This window comes from Corynebacterium sp. HMSC073D01, assembly GCF_001815555.1.
GTDB classification, from domain to species: domain Bacteria; phylum Actinomycetota; class Actinomycetes; order Mycobacteriales; family Mycobacteriaceae; genus Corynebacterium; species Corynebacterium glucuronolyticum.
In genome coordinates, this window is sequence record NZ_KV821013.1 from 19,861 (window position 1) to 39,264 (window position 19,404).

General features: G+C 55.9%; 14 protein-coding genes. 7 read left to right on the forward strand and 7 right to left on the reverse strand.

Features of this window, described 5'->3' with window-relative positions; genetic code table 11:
• Positions 1–518 precede the first annotated feature (518 nt).
• The 5 genes from secD (at position 519) to HMPREF3044_RS00410 (ending at position 8,976) form a co-directional block, all read left to right on the forward strand.
• Positions 519–2,636, forward strand: a complete 2,118-nt coding sequence (gene secD, locus HMPREF3044_RS00390) for a protein translocase subunit SecD (RefSeq protein WP_005389882.1) — start codon at positions 519–521, stop codon at positions 2,634–2,636.
• A gap of 2 nt (positions 2,637–2,638) precedes the next feature.
• Complete coding sequence (gene secF, locus HMPREF3044_RS00395) at positions 2,639–3,877, forward strand: protein translocase subunit SecF (RefSeq protein ID WP_005394110.1); 1,239 nt, start codon at positions 2,639–2,641, stop codon at positions 3,875–3,877.
• Positions 3,878–4,441: 564 nt separating this feature from the next.
• Positions 4,442–6,124, forward strand: a complete 1,683-nt coding sequence (locus HMPREF3044_RS00400; protein ID WP_005394108.1) for an ABC transporter substrate-binding protein — start codon at positions 4,442–4,444, stop codon at positions 6,122–6,124.
• A gap of 7 nt (positions 6,125–6,131) precedes the next feature.
• Complete coding sequence (locus HMPREF3044_RS00405) at positions 6,132–6,674, forward strand: adenine phosphoribosyltransferase (RefSeq protein WP_070738904.1); 543 nt, start codon at positions 6,132–6,134, stop codon at positions 6,672–6,674.
• A gap of 10 nt (positions 6,675–6,684) precedes the next feature.
• Positions 6,685–8,976: a RelA/SpoT family protein gene (locus tag HMPREF3044_RS00410; RefSeq protein ID WP_005394105.1), complete on the forward strand. Its 2,292-nt coding sequence runs from the start codon at positions 6,685–6,687 to the stop codon at positions 8,974–8,976.
• Positions 8,977–9,268: 292 nt separating this feature from the next.
• Here HMPREF3044_RS00410 and HMPREF3044_RS00415 read toward each other — a convergent pair whose 3' ends face one another.
• The 3 genes from HMPREF3044_RS00415 to HMPREF3044_RS00425 form a co-directional block, all read right to left on the reverse strand.
• Positions 9,269–9,676: a hypothetical protein gene (locus tag HMPREF3044_RS00415; RefSeq protein WP_005394104.1), complete on the reverse strand. Its 408-nt coding sequence runs from the start codon at positions 9,674–9,676 to the stop codon at positions 9,269–9,271.
• A 283-nt stretch (positions 9,677–9,959) separates the two neighbouring features.
• The gene (locus HMPREF3044_RS00420) at positions 9,960–10,343 is read right to left on the reverse strand and encodes a hypothetical protein (RefSeq protein WP_232621838.1); all 384 of its coding nucleotides are present in this window, start codon (positions 10,341–10,343) and stop codon (positions 9,960–9,962) included.
• A gap of 312 nt (positions 10,344–10,655) precedes the next feature.
• The gene (locus tag HMPREF3044_RS00425; RefSeq protein ID WP_005389889.1) at positions 10,656–11,543 is read right to left on the reverse strand and encodes a peptidylprolyl isomerase; all 888 of its coding nucleotides are present in this window, start codon (positions 11,541–11,543) and stop codon (positions 10,656–10,658) included.
• A 452-nt stretch (positions 11,544–11,995) separates the two neighbouring features.
• Between HMPREF3044_RS00425 and HMPREF3044_RS00430 the strand changes: the two genes are divergently transcribed.
• Together HMPREF3044_RS00430 and hisS are read left to right on the forward strand one after the other, a co-directional pair.
• Positions 11,996–12,634, forward strand: a complete 639-nt coding sequence (locus HMPREF3044_RS00430; RefSeq protein ID WP_070738952.1) for an MBL fold metallo-hydrolase — start codon at positions 11,996–11,998, stop codon at positions 12,632–12,634.
• Between the two features lie 545 nt (positions 12,635–13,179).
• Positions 13,180–14,442, forward strand: coding sequence for a histidine--tRNA ligase (hisS, locus tag HMPREF3044_RS00435; protein ID WP_040428818.1), 1,263 nt, complete (start codon positions 13,180–13,182; stop codon positions 14,440–14,442).
• A gap of 171 nt (positions 14,443–14,613) precedes the next feature.
• Here the strand turns inward: hisS and HMPREF3044_RS00440 are convergent, their stop codons facing one another.
• The 4 genes from HMPREF3044_RS00440 to HMPREF3044_RS00455 all read right to left on the reverse strand — a co-directional run bounded on the left by HMPREF3044_RS00440 (position 14,614) and on the right by HMPREF3044_RS00455 (position 19,368).
• A complete protein-coding gene (locus HMPREF3044_RS00440) occupies positions 14,614–16,014 on the reverse strand; it encodes an L-serine ammonia-lyase (RefSeq protein ID WP_005389892.1) in 1,401 nt (466 codons plus the stop codon).
• Positions 16,015–16,550: 536 nt separating this feature from the next.
• Positions 16,551–17,201, reverse strand: a complete 651-nt coding sequence (locus tag HMPREF3044_RS00445; RefSeq protein WP_070738906.1) for an FMN reductase — start codon at positions 17,199–17,201, stop codon at positions 16,551–16,553.
• A 3-nt stretch (positions 17,202–17,204) separates the two neighbouring features.
• On the reverse strand, positions 17,205–18,317 hold the full coding sequence (locus HMPREF3044_RS00450; RefSeq protein WP_070738907.1) for an LLM class flavin-dependent oxidoreductase: 1,113 nt from the start codon (positions 18,315–18,317) through the stop codon (positions 17,205–17,207).
• A gap of 316 nt (positions 18,318–18,633) precedes the next feature.
• Positions 18,634–19,368: a CBS domain-containing protein gene (locus HMPREF3044_RS00455; RefSeq protein WP_070738908.1), complete on the reverse strand. Its 735-nt coding sequence runs from the start codon at positions 19,366–19,368 to the stop codon at positions 18,634–18,636.
• Between the last annotated feature and the right edge of the window lie 36 nt (positions 19,369–19,404).

Consider the following 19,404-nt stretch of genomic DNA (forward strand, 5'->3'; position numbering starts at 1 on the left):
AAATCCGCGTCCGCTTTTAGGAGTCCGCTAGGACGACCCCGCCTGTAGAGTCCGGTACGTGGGTCCGCTCATCAGGCCCGTTCTACTTGCGCGAGTAGGACGGGTCCTTTATTTATGGTGGAGATTTATGGTGGAGGTATGTGCGGTGGAGGAAAATTGCTTCTCAGCGAGCGTGCAACCTTCTCTCCGGCAGCGAGGCCAGTGTGCTACCCTCCGGCGTGACAGTGAGCGTTGCAGCGAGAGAGCCAGCACAAGCGGTGCAGATGACGTCTCTCCGTGTGATGACTGGAAAGGGCTACTACCGGGCGTCGAAAAGCCAGGAAGACAGGGGTGGTGCGTGCGCTTTAGCAGCGCATGTCGTAACATAGACCCGTTGTGCACCCTTCTCTATGAAGGGTAAAACAGTACTACTTGCTAAACGTGGCGCTCACAAGCGTCAGAGATGATAAGTTGACTGGCCATGATACCGGCAACCAGTTCGGTTGCCACAGGTGCACGCCACACCGGGCGCGCTGCTCATGGCTTGTCGTGGAGGATTTACATTGGCGTCACAATCTGAACGCAAGGCCGAACCTAAGGCTCGGCGCACCACGGATTTCGTAGGTCGCTACCCGTGGGGTGCCCTGGGTATCTTCGGAATCATTCTCATTCTGGTGTACTCGCTCCTATTTTTTACACCCGGCGCAAACACGCCGAAGCTAGGCATTGACCTGCAAGGTGGTACACGCGTTACGCTGGTGCCGCAGGGGGGCGAACCTACCCCCCAGCAGCTGGACCAGGCTCGCACGATTCTTGAGAACCGCGTGAATGGCATGGGCGTGTCTGGTGCCGAGGTGGTAACCGACGGCAACACGCTCGTCATCACTGTGCCTGGCGAGGACACAGCACAGGCCCGTAACCTTGGCCAGACCTCGCAGCTGGTTTTCCGCACAGTATCGCAGCCAGCTGCTCCGCAGGTGGATCAGATCATGCCCACCCTGACGGATATGGCTAACCGTTGGGTTTCCTACGGGCTTGTTACGCCGGAAAAGGCCAACGAAGTACTCAAGCAGTACCACGACCTGCTTAACCAGCAGGCTGCTCAAAATGGTGGGGAAGAGGCTGCTCCCGCAACCGGCGAGGCGCCGACCGTAACTGCCGAGCCGTTGCCAGAACCGAAGAACTCCATCGAGGAGCAGAAGCGGCGCGATGAGGTCTTCGACATGATGTTGAAGGATCGTCAGTCCACTGAAGGTGCTACCCAGATGGCCGCAGCAGCCCTCATGGAATGCTCCGAGGAAAACACCCACGACCCGATCGCTGGTGGCGACGACCTGTCCAAGCCACTCGTCGCTTGCTACCCGGAGATGGGTCAGCCATTGCTTCTCGGACCCTCTCCACTGTTGGTGGGTGAGCCTGAAGACGGACGTCGCCTGACTGGTAACGAGATTGATACCAACCGCCCGATTAACGGTGGCATCAACCCGCAGACCGCACAGAACGAGGTCGTTTTCACCTTCAAGTCTGACAATGGGGAGACCGGTTCTGAGACGTGGGCCAAGCTGACGCAGGAGTACCTGAACAAGCAGGTCGCTGTCACCTTGGACTCGCAGATTATTTCGGCACCGCAGGTGCAATCGGCCACGCCGGTTGGATCCTCCACCATGATTACCGGTATGAAGAATGAGGAAGAGGCCAAGACGCTGGCTAACAACCTCCAGTACGGTGCCCTTCCGCTGAGCTTCGTCGGTGAGAATGGTGAGCGTGGCGGCACGACGACAGTGATCCCGCCGACACTCGGTGCAGCTTCGCTTCGCGCCGGCCTCATTGCAGGCCTGATCGGTCTCCTCGCCGTCGCCGTTTTCTCCTTGGTCAACTACCGCCTTTACGGCCTGCTGGCAATGTTCACCCTCGTGGCATCGGGCACGCTCGTCTACGGCTCCCTCGTCCTTCTCGGCCGATGGATCGGATATTCGCTCGACCTCGCAGGCGTTGCAGGTTTGATCATCGGTATCGGTACGACGGCCGACTCCTTTGTCGTTCTCTACGAGCGCATTAAGGACGAGATACGTGACGGCAGAACATTCAGGTCAGCAGTTCCGCGTGGTTGGGATCGCGCCCGCAAGACGATTATCTCCGGTAACTTCGTCTCCGTCATCGCCGCGGTGGTTCTCTACATCCTCGCCGTTGGCGACGTGAAGGGCTTCGCCTTTACCCTCGGACTGACGACGGTGTTCGACCTTGCGGTGACCTTCTTCGTCACCGCACCGCTGGTTATCCTCGCCTCCCGGAAGAAGTTCTTTGCTAAGGCGAGCGTCAACGGCCTAGGCAAGGTGTACGAGCTCGTTGAACAGCGCCGTGCAGCCGGCGAGCAGCTGGCCGCCGATACCGGCTGGTACAACCAGCGGATGCTTGCCAAGCGGAATGCGGGTGCCACGGATGGCGAATCCGTCTCCGACGAGGACGGCAACATAGAATCAACTGCCACAAGCGAAGCACCGGAATCGAATATGATTGCCGACGACCGTCCATCATCACTTATCACCCTTGAGGAATCCATCGCCAACGAGCCAAAAGTGCCCGAACACCTGCGAGCTCCGCTCCTTGATGATGGCAGCCCAGATGGTTCCCATATCGTGAACCAGGAGGAGAAGTAACAATGACTACTCAGGTACGGGTCGACAACGACGTAACCCCAGAAACCAACCACTCCTTCTTAACGCGGCTGTACACCGGCGAGGGTGGCATCGACTTCGTCGGGCGTCGCAAGCTGTGGTACATCATTACCCTGGTCGTGCTTGCGGTCTGTGCCCTTGGCATCATCTTCCGGGGCTTCACCCTGGGGATTGATTTCCAGGGTGGCACAAAGATGACGATGCCTGCTGCAAACCTGGATACTGCAGCGGTGTCCCGCACATTTGAGGAAGCCACGGGTGTCACCCCAGAAGGCGTGCAGATCGTGGGTGCACAGGATTCACGCATCCTTGAGATCGCGTCCGAGCGGCTTTCCGACGAGCAAATCATGTCTGCTCGGGAGGCTCTGTACACCGAGTTCCAGCCCAAGGACGCGTCGGGCGAAGTCACTCCCGATGCCGTCGGCGATTCTACGGTGTCAGAGTCGTGGGGTTCCACGATCACCAACCGAATGATTGTTGCCTTCGGCGCATTCCTGCTGTTGATCTTCATATACATTGCCATCCGCTTTGAGCGTGACATGTCCGTTGCCGCAATTGCGGCGCTGGGCGTCGACGGTGTCTTCATCGCCGGCTGCTATGCGCTGTTTGGCATGGAGGTCACGCCTGCCGTGGTCATCGGTCTCCTCACGGTCTTGGCCTTCTCCCTCTACGACACGGTGGTCGTGTTTGACAAGGTGCAGGAGAACACCGAGGGATTCGAGCACACCACGCGGAAGACGTATGCTGAGTTGGCTAACCTGGCTGTGAACCAGACCGTCATGCGTTCAATCTCCACGACGGTTATCTCCGCCCTACCGATCATCGCTCTGATGATTGTGGCGGTGTGGCTCATGGGTGTTGGTACTTTGAAGGATCTGGCCGTGGTTCAGCTAATTGGCGTTATTGAGGGCACCTTCTCGTCCGTGTTCCTCGCAACACCCCTTTTGGTCAGTATGAAGAATCGCCAGAAGAAGTTCAAGAAGCACAACCTGCAGGTTGCAGCCGTTCGCGGGACTGACGTTGATGGGGCAACCTACCAAGAGGCCGTTGAGGCTGGACTGGTGAATGAAGATGGTACGGCCGCTGTAGATGAGCATGACGAGGTTGTGGGAGCGAATGGCCTTCGTCCCACAGGAGTCAACTCTGAGGATGCCGAGCGGTTTAACACCCCAGATGGTGAGACTTCGTTGGGCGCTAGCTGGCGACCAACGCGTCGTTACTAGTAGCGCTCCTTCGATCGCACGGCGAGGCAGATCACCGAAAACCCTCGTGCTGGCGCAACAACTTGGTCGGAGGCAGACCACTCAAAAGTCATAATTCGATTTAGACCCCGCGCGGGAGTCCGGTTTTACGAACTCCCTCGCGGGGTCTTGTCATCGCTGATCACGGTGCCGCCTGTTGCGCATCGTGAGCGCCCATAGAACGCCTGTGCTTATGAGACGCGCGTCAATCGCTGTCGCGTGAGTCTTGTGGTTGGCATTGGAAGGGCAGCAGAGCTGCAATGCGTGCCTAGGTGAGAAAAAGGTTTCGCGACTGTGCGAGATCATTCTGCGTGATTTTCCTTCGTTTCCTCCAGCGACAGCAGCGATGGTCGGGAGAGAGGTGAGCGGAGCATTAGCCAACAGCCTGAAATGATGGGACAGATGTTATCTAGCGTTAATCAAGTCAACGGCATAGAATAGTCAGGTACGCCTCGCCTACGTTCAGGCGGCGCTTGTAAAGCGGGGTGGGTTTGGGTCTTAGGGTGCGACGCAGCTCGTCGCACGAGGTGAGTGAAGGAGATTTACGTGACAGTACGCAGAGCTATCCGAGCACTCGTAGCAGCGGTGTGCTCGGTAGGGCTTCTCGCATCCTGCTCATCCGGTGGGAAAGATGGAAATGATGAGAAAATCTTTTCCTACTTTGTCCCCGGGGACGTCGTGACAACGAACTCAGCAAGCTATATCGGTTTCCTCACCGATTCCGCACTTGTCAGTCCGCGCCTTTTCCCCGGTGTTTTCGTGCACGGCCCAGCCGGTCAAATGATTCCGAACCGGGATGTAGCGACAGCACAGCTGCTTCCCGGGGCCAAGCGCCAGGTCGTGTACACCATTTCGGATACAGCCACCTTTTCCGATGGGGTACCTCTGACATGCGATGACTTCGCCCTCGCAGTGCAGGCCGGAAAATTCCCGGAAGTTTTTGACTCCCACCTGCCACTTATGGAGCAGATCGAGGGAGTTAAGTGCCAACCTGGAGCGAAAGAATTCACGGTCGTGTTCCATGAGGGACAAGGGCAGCGTTGGAGGAACCTGTTCCGCTCAGGCACCGTTATGCCAGCCCACGTTCTTGCCACGAAATTTGGTCTCACGGAGGCGGATTTCCTTGCACGTGTGCAAAGTGGCGACGTCGCACAGATGCAGGAGATCGGTGATGCATGGGCACAGGACTTCCGCGTTGATAACTTTGACCCAGCCGTACAAGTTAGCTTCGGCCCGTATCGTATCGAGCGCGTGACTGAGGGCGGCGGGCTCGTGCTGGTCGCGAACGAACACTACAACGGTGATGCCCCCGCGATCTCCCCACTTGTGATTCGTCCACATGGCGGATCCACGGGTGAGTTCCACGAGTCGGGGGGAGTCATCGGTATCGCTGACGTTCCGCGTGTGGCTGATGCGTCATGGACGGATAAGAAGAGCGGGTACGCCGTTGAGCCAACAAGCGGGAAACTGATAGACCAACTTGTGCTCTCGAAGACCGGAATTTTTACTGCGCCTGAGGATCGGCAGGCGTTCGCGGCCTGTATTAACCAGGAGGCAGTTGCACAGCAGTCAACCAGCGTATCTGGGGTCCCCGTGACCCCTCTTGGAACCCGGTTGTCCTCTGCCGAAACCCCTACAACGATCGCTACTCAAGATATAGGTGCGGCACATATGGCCGTTGACCTCCCGCTGGCAGAGCGGCTTCGCGGTAAAACAATTCGCGTTGCATACGTGGGTCCGAATGAGCGATATGCCGCGATGGTGGAGGCGATTCGTCAATCCTGTGAGCCGGCAGGAATTACCGTCGTCGATGTATCAGCGGATTTCGACCCACAAGCCGCGACTATTGAGCCCCCAACTGTCGGTGATGCTGCAGCGGCGTACCCCACCGATGCAGGGATTGTCCCGGAGCAACCCGTCGAGCCACCGCTGACCACGTACGCGGCGGGAAATTACGCTACAGCATCTGGCGCTGTCGTTCCGCCGATGGCGGATGCCTTGCTTATAGCAGTGGAGCCGGCGTTTGAATACGGTCACGTTGCGGCGTCGACGGAGGATCAGGAGGAAGTGAGGAAGGCAGAAGAGATGCTGTGGCAGGAAGTGCCGACCATTCCACTGTCCTCTCAACCCCGAGTATTTATTATGGATACGACAGTAGACAATGTAGTGATCGGAACGACCCGTTCCGGGATCGGCTGGAACATGGACCGCTGGGCCAAAAGGAGCTAAATAACTCATGACATTCAACACCGCGCGCGAGGCTCTCGACGAGCTAACACGGCATGTACCGGGTTTTCCTGAAGAAGGAGTCGTTTTCGAGGATCTGACACCTGTCTTTGCCAACGCTAAGGCATTTACGCTCGTCATCGATGAGCTCGCATCGTTTTCTCAGAAGCTCGGCGGGGAGGTGGTTGCGGGACTGGATGCGCGAGGCTTCCTTGTTGGCTCTGCCGTTGCCTACAAGCTCGGACAGGGGTGTCTCGCCGTGCGGAAGAAAGGCAAGCTTCCGCCACCGGTCATCACTGAGGAATACACTCTGGAATACGGAACGGCAGCGCTGGAAATCCCGGCGGAGGGCATTGACATCCAGGGTAAGAAGATTGTGCTTATCGACGATGTTCTGGCAACCGGTGGGACTTTCATGGCCGCCACCGAGCTTGTTCAGCAGGCTGGTGGGGAAGTTGTCGGTTACGTTGTCATTCTTGAAGTGGACGGTCTCGGTGGCCGCGAAAAGCTCGGAAATGCTCCACTTCTGGTACTTTCCGTAGACGGCGAGTAAATTTTAATAAATGGCAGGTGAATCAAACAAGCAGCGTCCGCGACGGAGTATGTCCGCCCGCCTGGCAAAAAGTCTCACGGGAGGGTGGTCGAGGGTCGACCCGGCTATTGAGCCACTGCTATCTATTCACCGGAAGTTTTACCCGAAGGCTGATGCCGATACCATCGAGCGCGCCTATCATACCGCCGAGCGCCTTCACGAGGGTGTCCAGCGGAAGTCCGGGGATCCGTATATTACGCATCCGCTGGCCGTAGCAACCATCTCTGCAGAGATGGGCATGGACACGACAACGGTTGTCGCCTCCCTCCTTCATGACACCGTGGAGGACACGGAGTACACCCTCGAGGACCTCACTCGAGATTTCGGGGCTGAGGTTGCCAAGCTTGTCGACGGTGTCACGAAGATCGATAAGGTCGCCCTCGGTGCGGCTGCGGAGGCTGAGACAATCCGCAAGATGGTCGTCGCCATGGCTGATGACCCGCGCGTGCTTGTGATTAAGGTTTCGGACCGACTTCATAACATGCGTACGATGCGCTTCCTGCCTCCAGAGAAACAGGCCAAGAAGGCGCGCCAGACGCTGGAAGTCATTGCTCCACTCGCGCACAGGCTCGGGCTGGCGAGCGTCAAATGGGAGCTTGAGGATCTATCTTTTGCCATCTTGTACCCCAAGAAGTACGACGAGATCGTTCGCCTTGTTGCAGAGAGAGCTCCTGCGCGTGACCGCCAGCTCAAGGAAATTATCAGCGCCGTAAAGAAGGAACTGAAAGCCAACCACATTATCGCTGAGGTTGTCGGTAGGCCGAAGCACTACTGGTCTATTTACAAGAAGATGACCGATCGTGGCCATGACTTTAACGAGTTGTTTGACCTCGTGGGAATCCGGATCCTCGTGGATACGAAGGCGCTCTGCTACGAAGCCATTGGCGTCATGCATTCGCTGTACCCCGCGCTACCAGGACGCTTTAAGGACTATATCTCTAATCCCCGCTATGGCGTGTACGAGTCGCTCCACACGACGCTGCTCGGCCCCAACGGTAAACCTCTCGAAGTGCAAGTGCGTACGCATGAAATGCACTATCAGGCGGAGTACGGCATCGCCGCGCACTGGCGTTACAAGGAGACTAAAGGAAAGCACACGGGTGGCCAGGCTGAGGTTGACCAGATGGCCTGGATGCGTCAACTGTTGGACTGGCAAAAAGAGGCGAGCGATCCGAACGAATTCCTCGATACCCTTCGCCATGACCTAACAGCTAAGCAGATTTTCGTCTTCACACCGAAATCTGACGTTGTGAATCTACCTGCAGGCTCGACCCCGATTGATTTCGCTTACCAGGTGCACACGGAAGTCGGACACCGCACTATCGGTGCCAAAGTAAATGGCCGGCTGGTAGCTCTGGAGACAAAGCTCAACAATGGCGACAGGGTAGAGGTGTTCACCTCTAAGGATCCCGACGCGGGTCCCTCCAAGGACTGGGAATCATTCGTCGCTTCGCCACGTGCGAAGACGAAGATCCGCCAGTGGTTTGCCCGCGAACGCCGCCAGGAAGCCCAGGAAACTGGCAAAGAAGAACTCACGGCTGCAATGCAGCGATCGGGATTCCCACTTTCCAAGGTCTTCACGGAAAAGACCGTCAAGACGGTTGCTGAGGACCTGCACTACAACGACGTTGCACCGATGTTTGCTGCAATCGGGACGGGGACAGAATCCGTCGCTCACGTGGCAAAGCGACTCATCGCACTTTTCGGCGATGAAGAAGAGCCGATCGATCAATCAAAGAGCGGTGAAGCCCTTGCGGAAGAGCTCATCGCTGCTGGCCCTCGCATCCACCCGACGGATAAGAAAGGCAATGATGCCGGGATCCTCGTTGAGGGCGACCCAGATATTGCTGCAAAGCTTGCCCGGTGCTGTATGCCCGTTCCTGGCGACGCGATCTTTGGGTTCATTACCCGTGGCGGTGGCGTTTCCGTTCACCGGACGGACTGCACGAATGCCGCTCAGTTGAGGAAAGAACCCGAGCGCTTAATCAACGTCACCTGGGCAAGCCAAGGGCAGGGAGTTTTCTCCGCGACTCTGCAGGTGGAAGCTCTCGACCGCGACAACCTTTTGTTTGACTTGATGAAGGTGGTCAGTGATCAGAAGGTTTCGCTTCTAGCCACGTCTTCTCACTCCAGTGACGACAACGTTGCGTTCTGCCGGTTCTCCTTCCAGGTTTCGGATACCAAACAGCTTGGTGCCCTCATGTCTCAGCTGCGCAACGTGGAAGGCGTGTATGACGTGTATAGGCTCACTTCTGGGGGATAGGCCAAAACTAGTTCTTGAATTCCTAAAACGGGGCACCTGGCCCTTTAAATTGCCGGACCTTCAGGTGAGGAAATTCTGGAATGGCGTTTTGGCCTGAACTCTCGCGGAAGGAATGAAGGAAAGAGGTGCGTTCGAAGCAGCAGATTTGAGGGATCTGTAAACCGTCGCAACTGAGGTTTTGTTGCCGGTCGATTCTCCCCGTTGCTACTAAAAGAGGAGAAGCTTTTTAAAGAAGAAAAGGCACCTGCCAATTAACAGGTGCCGGAGTTACTTTCTTAAAGCGCGAGAAAGGCTACTTGATGAACTTCTGAGCGGTGGTGTAGATAGCGAAGAGCGCGCCAATCGCCGCAGAGATAGCAGCAATGTAGGAGGAGATATCCTTGATGACATCGAGCGGCTTCTTGTAGTTGCACCTGGTGTTACCGGCGGTCCACATGAAGTCGGCCTTGCTGCTGGCGGTGTCGCAAACTACCTTGCCATCCTTGTCGTATACGATCTGCTGGGCGAGATCGCCATCCTTGTCAGGCTTCTGGTAAAGCTTGAAGACTTCCTGCGAAGAACCTTCACCCTGGGTGATATCGCCATGGTACTTGTAGCCCGACGGCGGGTTGATAGTAGTGGTGTTATCGTCGGCGAGTGCGGTGGTCGCACAGCTAAGTGCAACAGTGGAGGCTGTGGCAACGGCTAGAAATTTACGCATACGTCGATAATAAACGGACGGTGGGAGTTACGCAAGGCAAAACAGACAATTGGGGAGAATTTGAGGTGGTTGAAAATGTCAACGACTAGTTCGGTCGTGACGGTTTTGCTTGGTTTCAGGAAATTAGTGTTTCAGAGTTAGCGACGAGTCCTTAAGGTAGAAAGGTGAACTGTCGTTAGGGAATTTCGTTGTTTTTGCTTTGCAAACGCAAATGATTGACCTGGTGTACATAAAAGGTAAGAGCACGCCGAAGCGTGCCCTTTTGGAGTCTTGAAACGTTTGACTACTTGATGAATCGGTTGGCGTTGTTCACGATCCCCATTACAGCGGAAATAACCGAAGAAATCGAAGTGATGTAGTTAGTAATTTCCTTGATCACTTCCAAAGGAGTGCGGTAGTGGCACCGACCGTTGCTTACAGTAAACATGAAGTCGTTGATACCGGGGTTCAGAGTATCGCAGACAACCTTATTGTCCGGGCCGGTAACTCGAGTTTCCTCAAGCTTCCAAGGCTTCTCGTCATTCCAGCCAAACTCATAGTCGTAGGCTTCATCGGAGGAACCGAGCGGAATAGTGGTGGGCTTTTCCCAGTCCAATGCAGATGCTGGAGAAACGAGGCCGAATGTGAGCATTGCAGCCGTCGCTGCGGCGAAGATAGATTTGCGCATATCAAAATTCCTTACGTGGAAGTCGAAAATATGTCTGGCTTGGGGCGAGCTGTTAGCCAGCTCTGATCTCTCAAAGGCTTCCGAGAAATCTTCTGGCTGAAAGTATAGACGATAATCCGCCCGCTGTGCAGTAGCAATGAACAAGTTTGTATCGCAACGGTCAAATTCGGTGGAGTCCGGTACCAAAACGAACGTTTGGTGCACACCTGAAATTCCCTGTGTAAAGTCTGAGCAATTGCAAAAGCGCCATTCTTCCCGAAAGCGGGGGAAGAATGGCGCGGGGAAAAGTGGTTCAGCAAGCGGCCTTTACAGCTAGTTCACCTGCGCGGTTTCAATACGAACCTCTTCAGCCGGGGCGCCGTCTGAGCCACCGGTCTTTGTGCCCTTCGCAGCGATGCCGTCGATTGTTGCGAGGCCTTCATCAGAAATCTTGCCGAAATAGGTGTACAGCGGGGGCAGCGGCGAATCCTTGTAGTTGAGGAAGAATTGGGATCCATTTGTGCCGATACCTGCGTTCGCCATCGCAATAGTGCCGCGCTGGTAGTTCACGGGCGAGGACTGATCTTCTGCTTCGTCGGTTGGGTACTCGTTGGCGAAGTTGAAGCCGGGGCCGCCGGCACCGTTACCAGTGGGGTCGCCACACTGCAGCACGTAAATGCCGTTTGTAGTGATGCGGTGGCAGACGGTGTCATCGTAGTAACCGTTAGACGCGAGATGGGTAATCGCATTTACTGTGCACGGGCTGACAGAGCGGTCAAGGGTCATCGGAATGTCACCCTGGTTGGTTTTGAGAGTGACGTTAACAGTTCCGGTAGCAGGGATATCCTGAGTATCCGGTGCGGAAACTTCCCGTGCAGCGCCGCCTTCTTCGGGGTACTCACAGGTGACAGTCTCCGGCAAAGCTTCCGAACGAGTGAGAGCCAGCGCAGGAGCGGTAACCTCTGGCTCCTCGGTAGCCGTGGTCATTGTAGTGGACTCGACAGTTGTCGTGCTGTCTTCGGCTTCGATCTTTGCACCATCGTCTTTCGTAGCGAAGAAGTAGATTCCCGCCACAACGAGAACGATGACGAGAGCAGAGGCGAGGATCGTGCCCAGCGGGCCACGCTTCTCCTTGCGCTCTCGTGTTGCGAGATCCTTGCGCAGCTTCTCCAAAGATTCCTCGCGAATCTGCCTATTGTTTTGTGAGTCGGAATTAGACACTAAAAACTCCCTGTCGGCTCAACTGTTAATAAAACTGTATTTCGTGCGCATCTTATCTTAGCCCTTGCGTTACTACGTCCATTGCTTCTGCTGGCTGGGAGAAGAAAACACATGGCGGAGGGTCGCAGTAATCGGGAAAGCAAACGAGCGCACGGGAATAAGGGGGCCGATGATTAAGTCAAGAGAACTTCCTAGGTCGGACTACCTCTTAGGCCGTTTTGCCTTTCATAGGCAATTTTTCCTTTCATAGGCAATGGCACTTTCCGCCCTTCTCCCAGTTCTCTTCGCGCTGCAACCTGGTCATCAGGCGAAGAGTTAAAGGAAGACCAAACCGAAATTAGGAAAGGAAAATGTGGCTCTGGGGCTCGTGGTGCTCACAGGGTATCTGCATTGACGGTGGGAATTCGCAAACGTACTTATTTCGACTCCTTTGTCTTGGTAGGCTAAAGCCCATGGAATGCAAGATCGCGGTAACTGGTCCTTTTCAGGCCAACACGTACGCTGTCATCGATAACGGTCATGCGACGGTCATTGATCCAGGTATGGGGGCTGCTCAGGTTCTAACGGAATTCTTTGAGAAGGAAAAACTCATTCTGGACTCGGTCGTGCTTACGCACGGCCACATCGATCATGTTCGCGATGCCGCCGCGCTTGCCAACCCTGCTGGGGTGCCCGTTTACTTGCATCCAGATGATTGGTTCATGATGGATGACCCAGCTGCTGGAGTCTCTCCTGAAGCTGCTCGCGCGTACCACGCGGAAGACATGGAAAAGGTAGACGATCTACGCGAGTTGACCGAGGACTCTGGAGCAATCATCGCCGGCCACCAATTCGAGGTCCGGCACTGCCCGGGGCATTCTCCGGGATGCGTCATCCTTGTAAGCGAAGAAGTTAAGTCCGTTTTCACAGGTGACGTTCTGTTCCGTGGATCCATGGGCCGGGTAGATCTTCCCGGTAGCTCACCGGCAGCTATGCGGGATTCCCTGCACAATAAAGTGAGGACACTACCCGAGGCCTATACGTGTTTCCCCGGTCATGGACCCGGAACAACAATCGCTGCAGAACTAGAAAACAATCCATACTTGCGGTAGTCCATTGGATAGCCATGTGGCTAAAGATTCACGTGGGTACTCTGTCCTCCTAACGCGGAGGGTTTCATTCAACTACAGAATGATTGAGGTGCTCGAATAGTTATCACTAGCTTGCAGTTACCGGGTGTTATCTCCCCTTGTTTTTCTGCACGCAAGGTTGGTGTTCACAGCGCGTGGCGTTTTCCAGCCACCCTGAATATATAAAAGTGCTGCATGTCGAAGTCGACTTTTTGCGAGCAAAGCTCGCAGTGGGATGGAGGCGCAGGTGAATTCTTTTAGACCGGAGCCAGATCGGCTTGATCCAATTCTTCCGAGAGTAACGTCCGGTTTTCATTGGTGGGCAGAAGGTCGCGTGCCTTTCCAGTCATGCAGTCGGGCCTGTGTTCAGGCCAGTGCATTCCGGCTCAACTGAAATCATGAATGTGGTCGCGGCCGGGGCTAGTCCACAGAGCATAGCGACCAGTTTACGACAACTCGGCCATTTGTGGACTGATCTGCACAGGGGGCCGTCCTTCAGCTTCGGGTCTCGAGTAAGATGCTTAAATGTGACTGACGTATCATTTTCTGCTCCTAAAGGTGTACCCGACTACGTGCCCCCGGTTTCCCGCGAGTTTCTTGCGGTACGGGAGACGTTTACTCACGAGGCTCAGCGTGCCGGTTTCGAGCACATCGAGCTTCCTATTTTCGAGGACACCCACCTTTTTGCGCGTGGCGTGGGCGAGTCCACGGACGTTGTGACGAAGGAAATGTACACGTTTGAGGATCGTGGCGGTCGTTCTGTGACGCTTCGTCCTGAAGGCACAGCTGGAGTTATGCGTGCAGTGATTGAGCACAACCTTGATCGCGGACAACTACCGGTAAAGCTCGTGTACTCGGGCCCGTTCTTCCGGTACGAGCGACCGCAGGCGGGACGCTACAGGCAGCTGCAACAAGTAGGTGTGGAGGCAATCGGCGTAGACGATCCGGCGCTGGATGCCGAGATCATTGCACTCGCTGATCGATGCTACAAGTCTGTGGGCTTGACCGGGTACCGGTTGGATCTGTCAAGCCTTGGTGATGCCGAATGTCGCCCGGCTTACCGCGAAAAGCTTCAGGCTTTCCTCCGCAAACTTCCGCTGGATGAGGAGACCCAGCGTCGAGCTGAAATTAATCCCTTGCGCGTTCTGGACGACAAACGTCCAGAAGTGCAGGAGATGCTTGTCGACGCGCCACTTCTCCTGGATCATCTCTCAAACTCGTCTCGAGAGCACTTTGAGGTAGTTAAGGGGCTTCTCGGCGACTTCGGTGTTTCCTACACCATCAACCCGAAGCTCGTGCGTGGCTTGGATTACTACACCAAGACCTGCTTCGAATTCGTCCACGAAGGGCTTGGCGCTCAGTCCGGGATCGGTGGCGGTGGCCGCTACGACGGTCTCATGGCTCAGCTCGGAGGACAGGAGCTTTCCGGAATCGGCTTCGGTCTCGGTGTTGATCGCACTTTGCTTGCACTGGAGGCAGAAGGTGTATCCGCAGGCAGCCCCAGGCGGGTGGACGTGTACGGCGTCCCACTCGGTAGCGAGGCAAAGCGAGTTCTCGCAGGTGTGGTCAATAATCTCCGAGCTGCGGGAGTCAGTACCGATATGAGCTATGGTGACCGTGGGCTGAAGGGGGCTATGAAAGGTGCGTCCCGCTCCGGCGCACGCTACTGCCTCGTCCTCGGCGAGCAGGAGCTCGCAGACGGAAATGTCGCCGTCCGTGATATGAATAACCATGAGCAGGAAACCGTCTCACTGAGCGCGGTGCAGGCATTCCTGGAGGAACGACTCTAGAAAACGCTGCTACTGACAGACGAGAACCGGCCCGGGCGAGTGCGTAGGCCGGTTTTTGTTCGCAGTCCACGAGTACTGGGCGAGCATCGAATGGTTCAGTGTGAGCATCTCAAAAAGCGTGGACCTGTGTGTGCAGGTCCACGCTTTTAGCTGCTGATTTTTACAGAATGCTTAGCACTCGGTGATAGTGACCGGGAGTCCGATGTTGACCGCCAGGCCACCCTTTGAGGTCTCCTTGTACTTACTCATCATGTCCAGGCCAGTTTCCTTCATCGTGACAACCGCATCGTCGAGAGAAACATGGTGACTGCCTGTACCCATGCGTGCGAGCCGGGCGGCATTAATGGATTTCACTGCACCGATCGCATTGCGCTCGATGCACGGAATCTGAACCAGGCCACCGACCGGGTCGCAGGTGAGGCCAAGGTTGTGCTCGAGAGCAACCTCAGCGGCGTTTTCTACCTGGGCGGGGGTGGAATCGTAGAGCTCTGCCAGGCCCGCAGCGGCCATTGCGCACGCAGAGCCGACCTCTCCCTGACAGCCGACCTCAGCACCGGAAATCGAAGCGTTTGTTTTGATGACGATGCCGATGGCAGCAGCGGTGAGGAGGAAGCGTCGAGAAGCCTCGCGGTCGAAGTTGGGCAGGTACGTCTTGGCGTAGTACATCACGGCGGGGATGACACCGGCAGCCCCGTTGGTCGGTGCAGTGACGACGCGACCACCGGCAGCGTTCTCTTCATTGACAGCCATGGCATAGAGGTTGACCCATTCCATAGCCGTCAGCTGGCCGGCACGCTCAGCGTTTTCGTGCCGGAGAAGCTTCTGATGCAGCGCATAACAGCGGCGCTGAACGCCGAGGCCACCAGGAAGGATGCCACGACCGCGCATGCCCTTTTCGACACACTCAACCATCGTGTCCCAGACAAGATCGAGGTGGTTGTTGACGAACTCCTCGGAACCATGGAGTGCAACCTCATTTTCCATCATGATCTCCGAGATGGACATGCCGGAGCGCTCACACCGGTCGAGCATCTCTGCGCCGTTGGTAAACGGCCACGGGACCTTCACGTCTTGGTCCTGGGTTGCGACACCGCCGGACGTTTCTCCCGGTGCGTCCTGAGCCGCCTTGAGCTCCGAGGCTGATTGGATGAAGCCACCGCCGACCGAGAAGTACGTCTCAGTTTGGTCGGTCGGCTCGTCGTTCTCGTCGAGCACGGTGAAGATCATGCCATTGGGGTGCTCGGGGAGAGCGACATCGTTGAAAATGATGTGGAAGGAAATTTCCTTCCCGTCGATGCTCGTGATCGAACCATGGGTGGGGACGGCTGCACCCGGCTTAGGGTCGATGTCCAAGGGAACAGTGACCGGCTCATAACCTGCCAGTCCGAGTACGGAAGCACGGTCAGTTCCATGCCCATGGCCGGTGGAGGAGAGAGACCCCCGAAGCTCGATTCTCACGTTGGTGGGGTGGAACTCCTCAGCAAATCGTTTGGCGGCTCGCATCGGGCCGACCGTGTGTGACGACGACGGTCCAATGCCGATGCTAAAAATGTCAACAGCGCTGATGGTCATGATCCCTACTCTAACGGAAAACTATGACACCTCGTTAAATCGAAAAGGTGCCTTATACAGTCTGATGTATAAAAATTCACGTCCCTCGGTCGCGCTGTGAGAAAGTGCCCCGTTAATTAGGTTTCGTTCGGAATCTAGAGAGACAATAATCACATACCGTTATGCGTGCGGTGTGGTAGACACCATCCGCTAGTGGGGGCGCTGAATGCTGGACTTGAGCAGAAAATGGTACGGCGTGGCAACACCTCCACGATGTCCGTTGGTAACTGTCGCTTTCTTTCTCTGTGTCGATTCAGTTCTGAGAGCGTGCGGGCTGAGAATTACAGCAACCGTGGTGAACCGGAAGCAACCAGGGGACGATGGGGCCAACAAGATGGGTGATGCAGGAAGGCTCAAGCTGTCAGGACGAGCAAATGGCTTACTAGCACTTACTAGCACAGGTGGCAATGGCTGGGCAGAGTGTCCGTTGATTGCTGCCTAGCGTAGCGAGCACCGGGGACGCCAGGTGACACCGAGCTGGTGCCGGAGAGCTTTGGTTACTCTCCTGTGTGCTTGCGGAGAAGGGACGTGAAACTTTTCGGGTTGGATTCAGTTAACGGGGCAGTTGGCCCGTCTGACAACGGTCCTCCAAGGCCACCTGCGTGATCTCGCTCAGTGACAATTTCGCGTGCGAGTTGTCCGGCGGCGCGGGCAATACGGTGATCGATCGCCTCCGAATGCTCGCCTGCAAAATCTTCCGTCGCGACAAAGACTGCCGTCGGAACAATACGTGCGCGGAGGAAGGAGAACAGCGGTCGCATTGCGTGCTCGAGCATGAGGGAATGCCTGGGGGTACCTGCCGTGGCCGCTAGAAGAACGGGCTTGTCCGTCAGTAGATCTTTGTCCATGACGTCGAAGAACATCTTAAAGAGGCTGGAGTAGCTCGCTGAAAACGTGGGGGACACTGCGACGATGCCGTCTGCGTTTCCGAGAGCTTCGTAGGCGGATGCTAAATCAGCCGACTGCGCACCCGATACGAGGGCTTTAGCCAAATCGACGGCAAGATCGCGTAACTCGATCGTGGTTATGTTGGCCTCCTCTCCGCGAGCACCAACAGCTGCGTTTACTGAGTCGGCAATTCTTTGTGCGACAGAGGAAGTTGTCGAGGGCTGAGAAAGGCCCGCTGTTACGACAACGATGGTGCACATTGATTAATCATCCTTTCCAGGCAGGACAGCAAAGTGGGGAGAGTCTCTGTGTGCGTCGAGGTACGCGTGAGTGGGTGGGTCGCTGGGAACATGGTCAGGTCGACGCTCCTCGAATTTTTCCCTCAACACTGGCACTACGTCACGGCCTAAGCGCTCAATCTGATCCAAAACGACATCGAGGGGGAGGCCAGCATGGTCAATGAGGAATAGCTGGCGTTGGTAATCGCCGACCCACTGCGCAAATTGGAGCGTACGGTCAATAACCTGTTCAGCTGTCCCAACGGTCAGTGGGGTAAGTTCCGTGAACTCTTCCAAGCTCGGTCCGTGTCCATAGACGGGTGCGTTATCGAAGTATGGCCGGAAGAAGTCTTTGGCTTCTTTCTCTGTATCTGCGATAAATACCTGGCCCCCCAGACCGACGATCGCTTGATCCGCACGACCGTGGCCAAAATGCTCGTATCGCTGCCGGTAAATCTGGACCATGCGAGCTGTATGCTCCTTGTTCCAGAAAATGTTGTTATGGAAAAATCCATCGCCGTAAAATGCTGACTGTTCAGCGATCTCTGTAGAGCGGATGGATCCGTGCCAGACGAATGGTGGAATTCCGTCGAGGGGGCGTGGAGTTGACGTAAAACGGTTGAGAGGCGTGCGAAATTCGCCTCTCCAGTTAACAACATCTTCGCGCCAGAGCCTGCGCAGCAGATGGTAGTTTTCCACAGCAAGCGGGATGCCTTTGCGGATATCCTTGCCAAACCACGGGTAGACCGGGCCTGTGTTGCCACGCCCCATCATGAGATCGACTCGCCCACCGGCCAGATGCTGAAGGAATGCGTAATCCTCTGCAATCTTTACAGGATCGTTTGTTGTGATCAGGGTCGTAGAAGTAGACAGGATAATATTTTTCGTCTGTGCCGCGATGAATGCTAAGTGGGTCGTGGGAGAGGAAGGAACGAACGGCGGATTGTGGTGTTCACCAGTTGCGAAGACATCAAGCCCAACTTCTTCGGTCTTTAGGGCGATGCGGGTCATAGCCTCAATTCGTTCGGCCTCTGTGAGCGTGCTCCCTGTGGTCGGGTCTGGGGTGACATCGCCAATAGTGAAAATTCCAAACTGCATTGTTCTCCTCGTCTCGTCTGGTGTTCACACACATACGTATGCTCACACACATACGTATGTTCACACACGAACGTATACAGCGTGCGTGGTGCGGATTCCGGGGCAAGGCATGTAGGCAGACCACGTGACGCGAAATCGCTTCGCCCACGGTGCTATGCGCATCGCAGAGAGTGCGAGCTTCCAGGTTAGGTCAACCTACGTTGCTCTAGGAGATTCAACGCTCGACAGGCGAAGTTATTCCGCCCACGGCGCTACAGTTTCGTGTCTGATAGTTGAACCCGCTCGCTGAAATAAACGAACGGGCCAGTTACGACACTTAATCGGCAAAAACGTCAAGGGAATCCAAGAGAAGCGCAACGTCTGCTTCTGAGACGACCCGGAGGGGGCGCTCGTCCTTCTTCCCGTGCTCAGTAATGAGAATAATCCGTGGGGGGCGTTGTTTCTTTCCTGCGCGCATAAGAGTCTCAGCTACGTTGTAGGACGTGGCGGTGCGCGGGAGGAAGGCCACACGCTGTGAGTCTCGTGCACGGTCGAGGACATCTTGAACAGATATGGCACTGAGCTCGCCGTCATCGAGGATATCCTCAGCCAGCCACTTGGCAATTGAGTTGGCGGTGAGCACACCAATGAAGGTTCGGCCTTCGTAAATAGGAAACTGGGAAAACCTCGTGCTCCGCAGTTTAGCCAAAACATCGCGCACAGACGTGTCCGGGGCGAATGTGACAACGTCTTTCTGGGGGAGGACCGATAGCGCCAACGGGGGATCGGTGAGGAATGCGTAGATTGCAGAGATATCGTTGATGATGTCTTCGCGTGGATCTGCTACCGGTTCGCCGTGCAGGTACGAGCCGTGGGTGATGGAGTTGCGTAAGTTTGCTGCTGCTTGCAGCGTGTCGGACTGCGCGGGGGTGATGATGCGCTTCTTTTCGCACAACCGAACCATCCACGTGAATGAATCCGACGGTTTGGCATCAAGCAGGCGACGTATCGTTGCCTCGATATTGTTGAATACCGTCAGAAACGCGAGAGCCGGATCCTCGTTTTGTGCCATGGGATGTGGTTCCTCCTTGCCGTCGCGTCGGCGATG

Coding starts and splice junctions, on each gene's coding strand:
- secD (WP_005389882.1), top strand. CDS start 519: ATGGCTTGTCGTGGAGGATTTACATTGGCGTCACAATCTGAACGCAAG.
- secF (WP_005394110.1), top strand. CDS start 2,639: ATGACTACTCAGGTACGGGTCGACAACGACGTAACCCCAGAAACCAAC.
- HMPREF3044_RS00405 (WP_070738904.1), top strand. CDS start 6,132: ATGACATTCAACACCGCGCGCGAGGCTCTCGACGAGCTAACACGGCAT.
- HMPREF3044_RS00410 (WP_005394105.1), top strand. CDS start 6,685: ATGGCAGGTGAATCAAACAAGCAGCGTCCGCGACGGAGTATGTCCGCC.
- HMPREF3044_RS00415 (WP_005394104.1), bottom strand. CDS start 9,676: ATGCGTAAATTTCTAGCCGTTGCCACAGCCTCCACTGTTGCACTTAGC.
- HMPREF3044_RS00420 (WP_232621838.1), bottom strand. CDS start 10,343: ATGCGCAAATCTATCTTCGCCGCAGCGACGGCTGCAATGCTCACATTC.
- HMPREF3044_RS00430 (WP_070738952.1), top strand. CDS start 11,996: ATGGAATGCAAGATCGCGGTAACTGGTCCTTTTCAGGCCAACACGTAC.
- HMPREF3044_RS00440 (WP_005389892.1), bottom strand. CDS start 16,014: ATGACCATCAGCGCTGTTGACATTTTTAGCATCGGCATTGGACCGTCG.
- HMPREF3044_RS00445 (WP_070738906.1), bottom strand. CDS start 17,201: ATGTGCACCATCGTTGTCGTAACAGCGGGCCTTTCTCAGCCCTCGACA.
- HMPREF3044_RS00450 (WP_070738907.1), bottom strand. CDS start 18,317: ATGCAGTTTGGAATTTTCACTATTGGCGATGTCACCCCAGACCCGACC.
- HMPREF3044_RS00455 (WP_070738908.1), bottom strand. CDS start 19,368: ATGGCACAAAACGAGGATCCGGCTCTCGCGTTTCTGACGGTATTCAAC.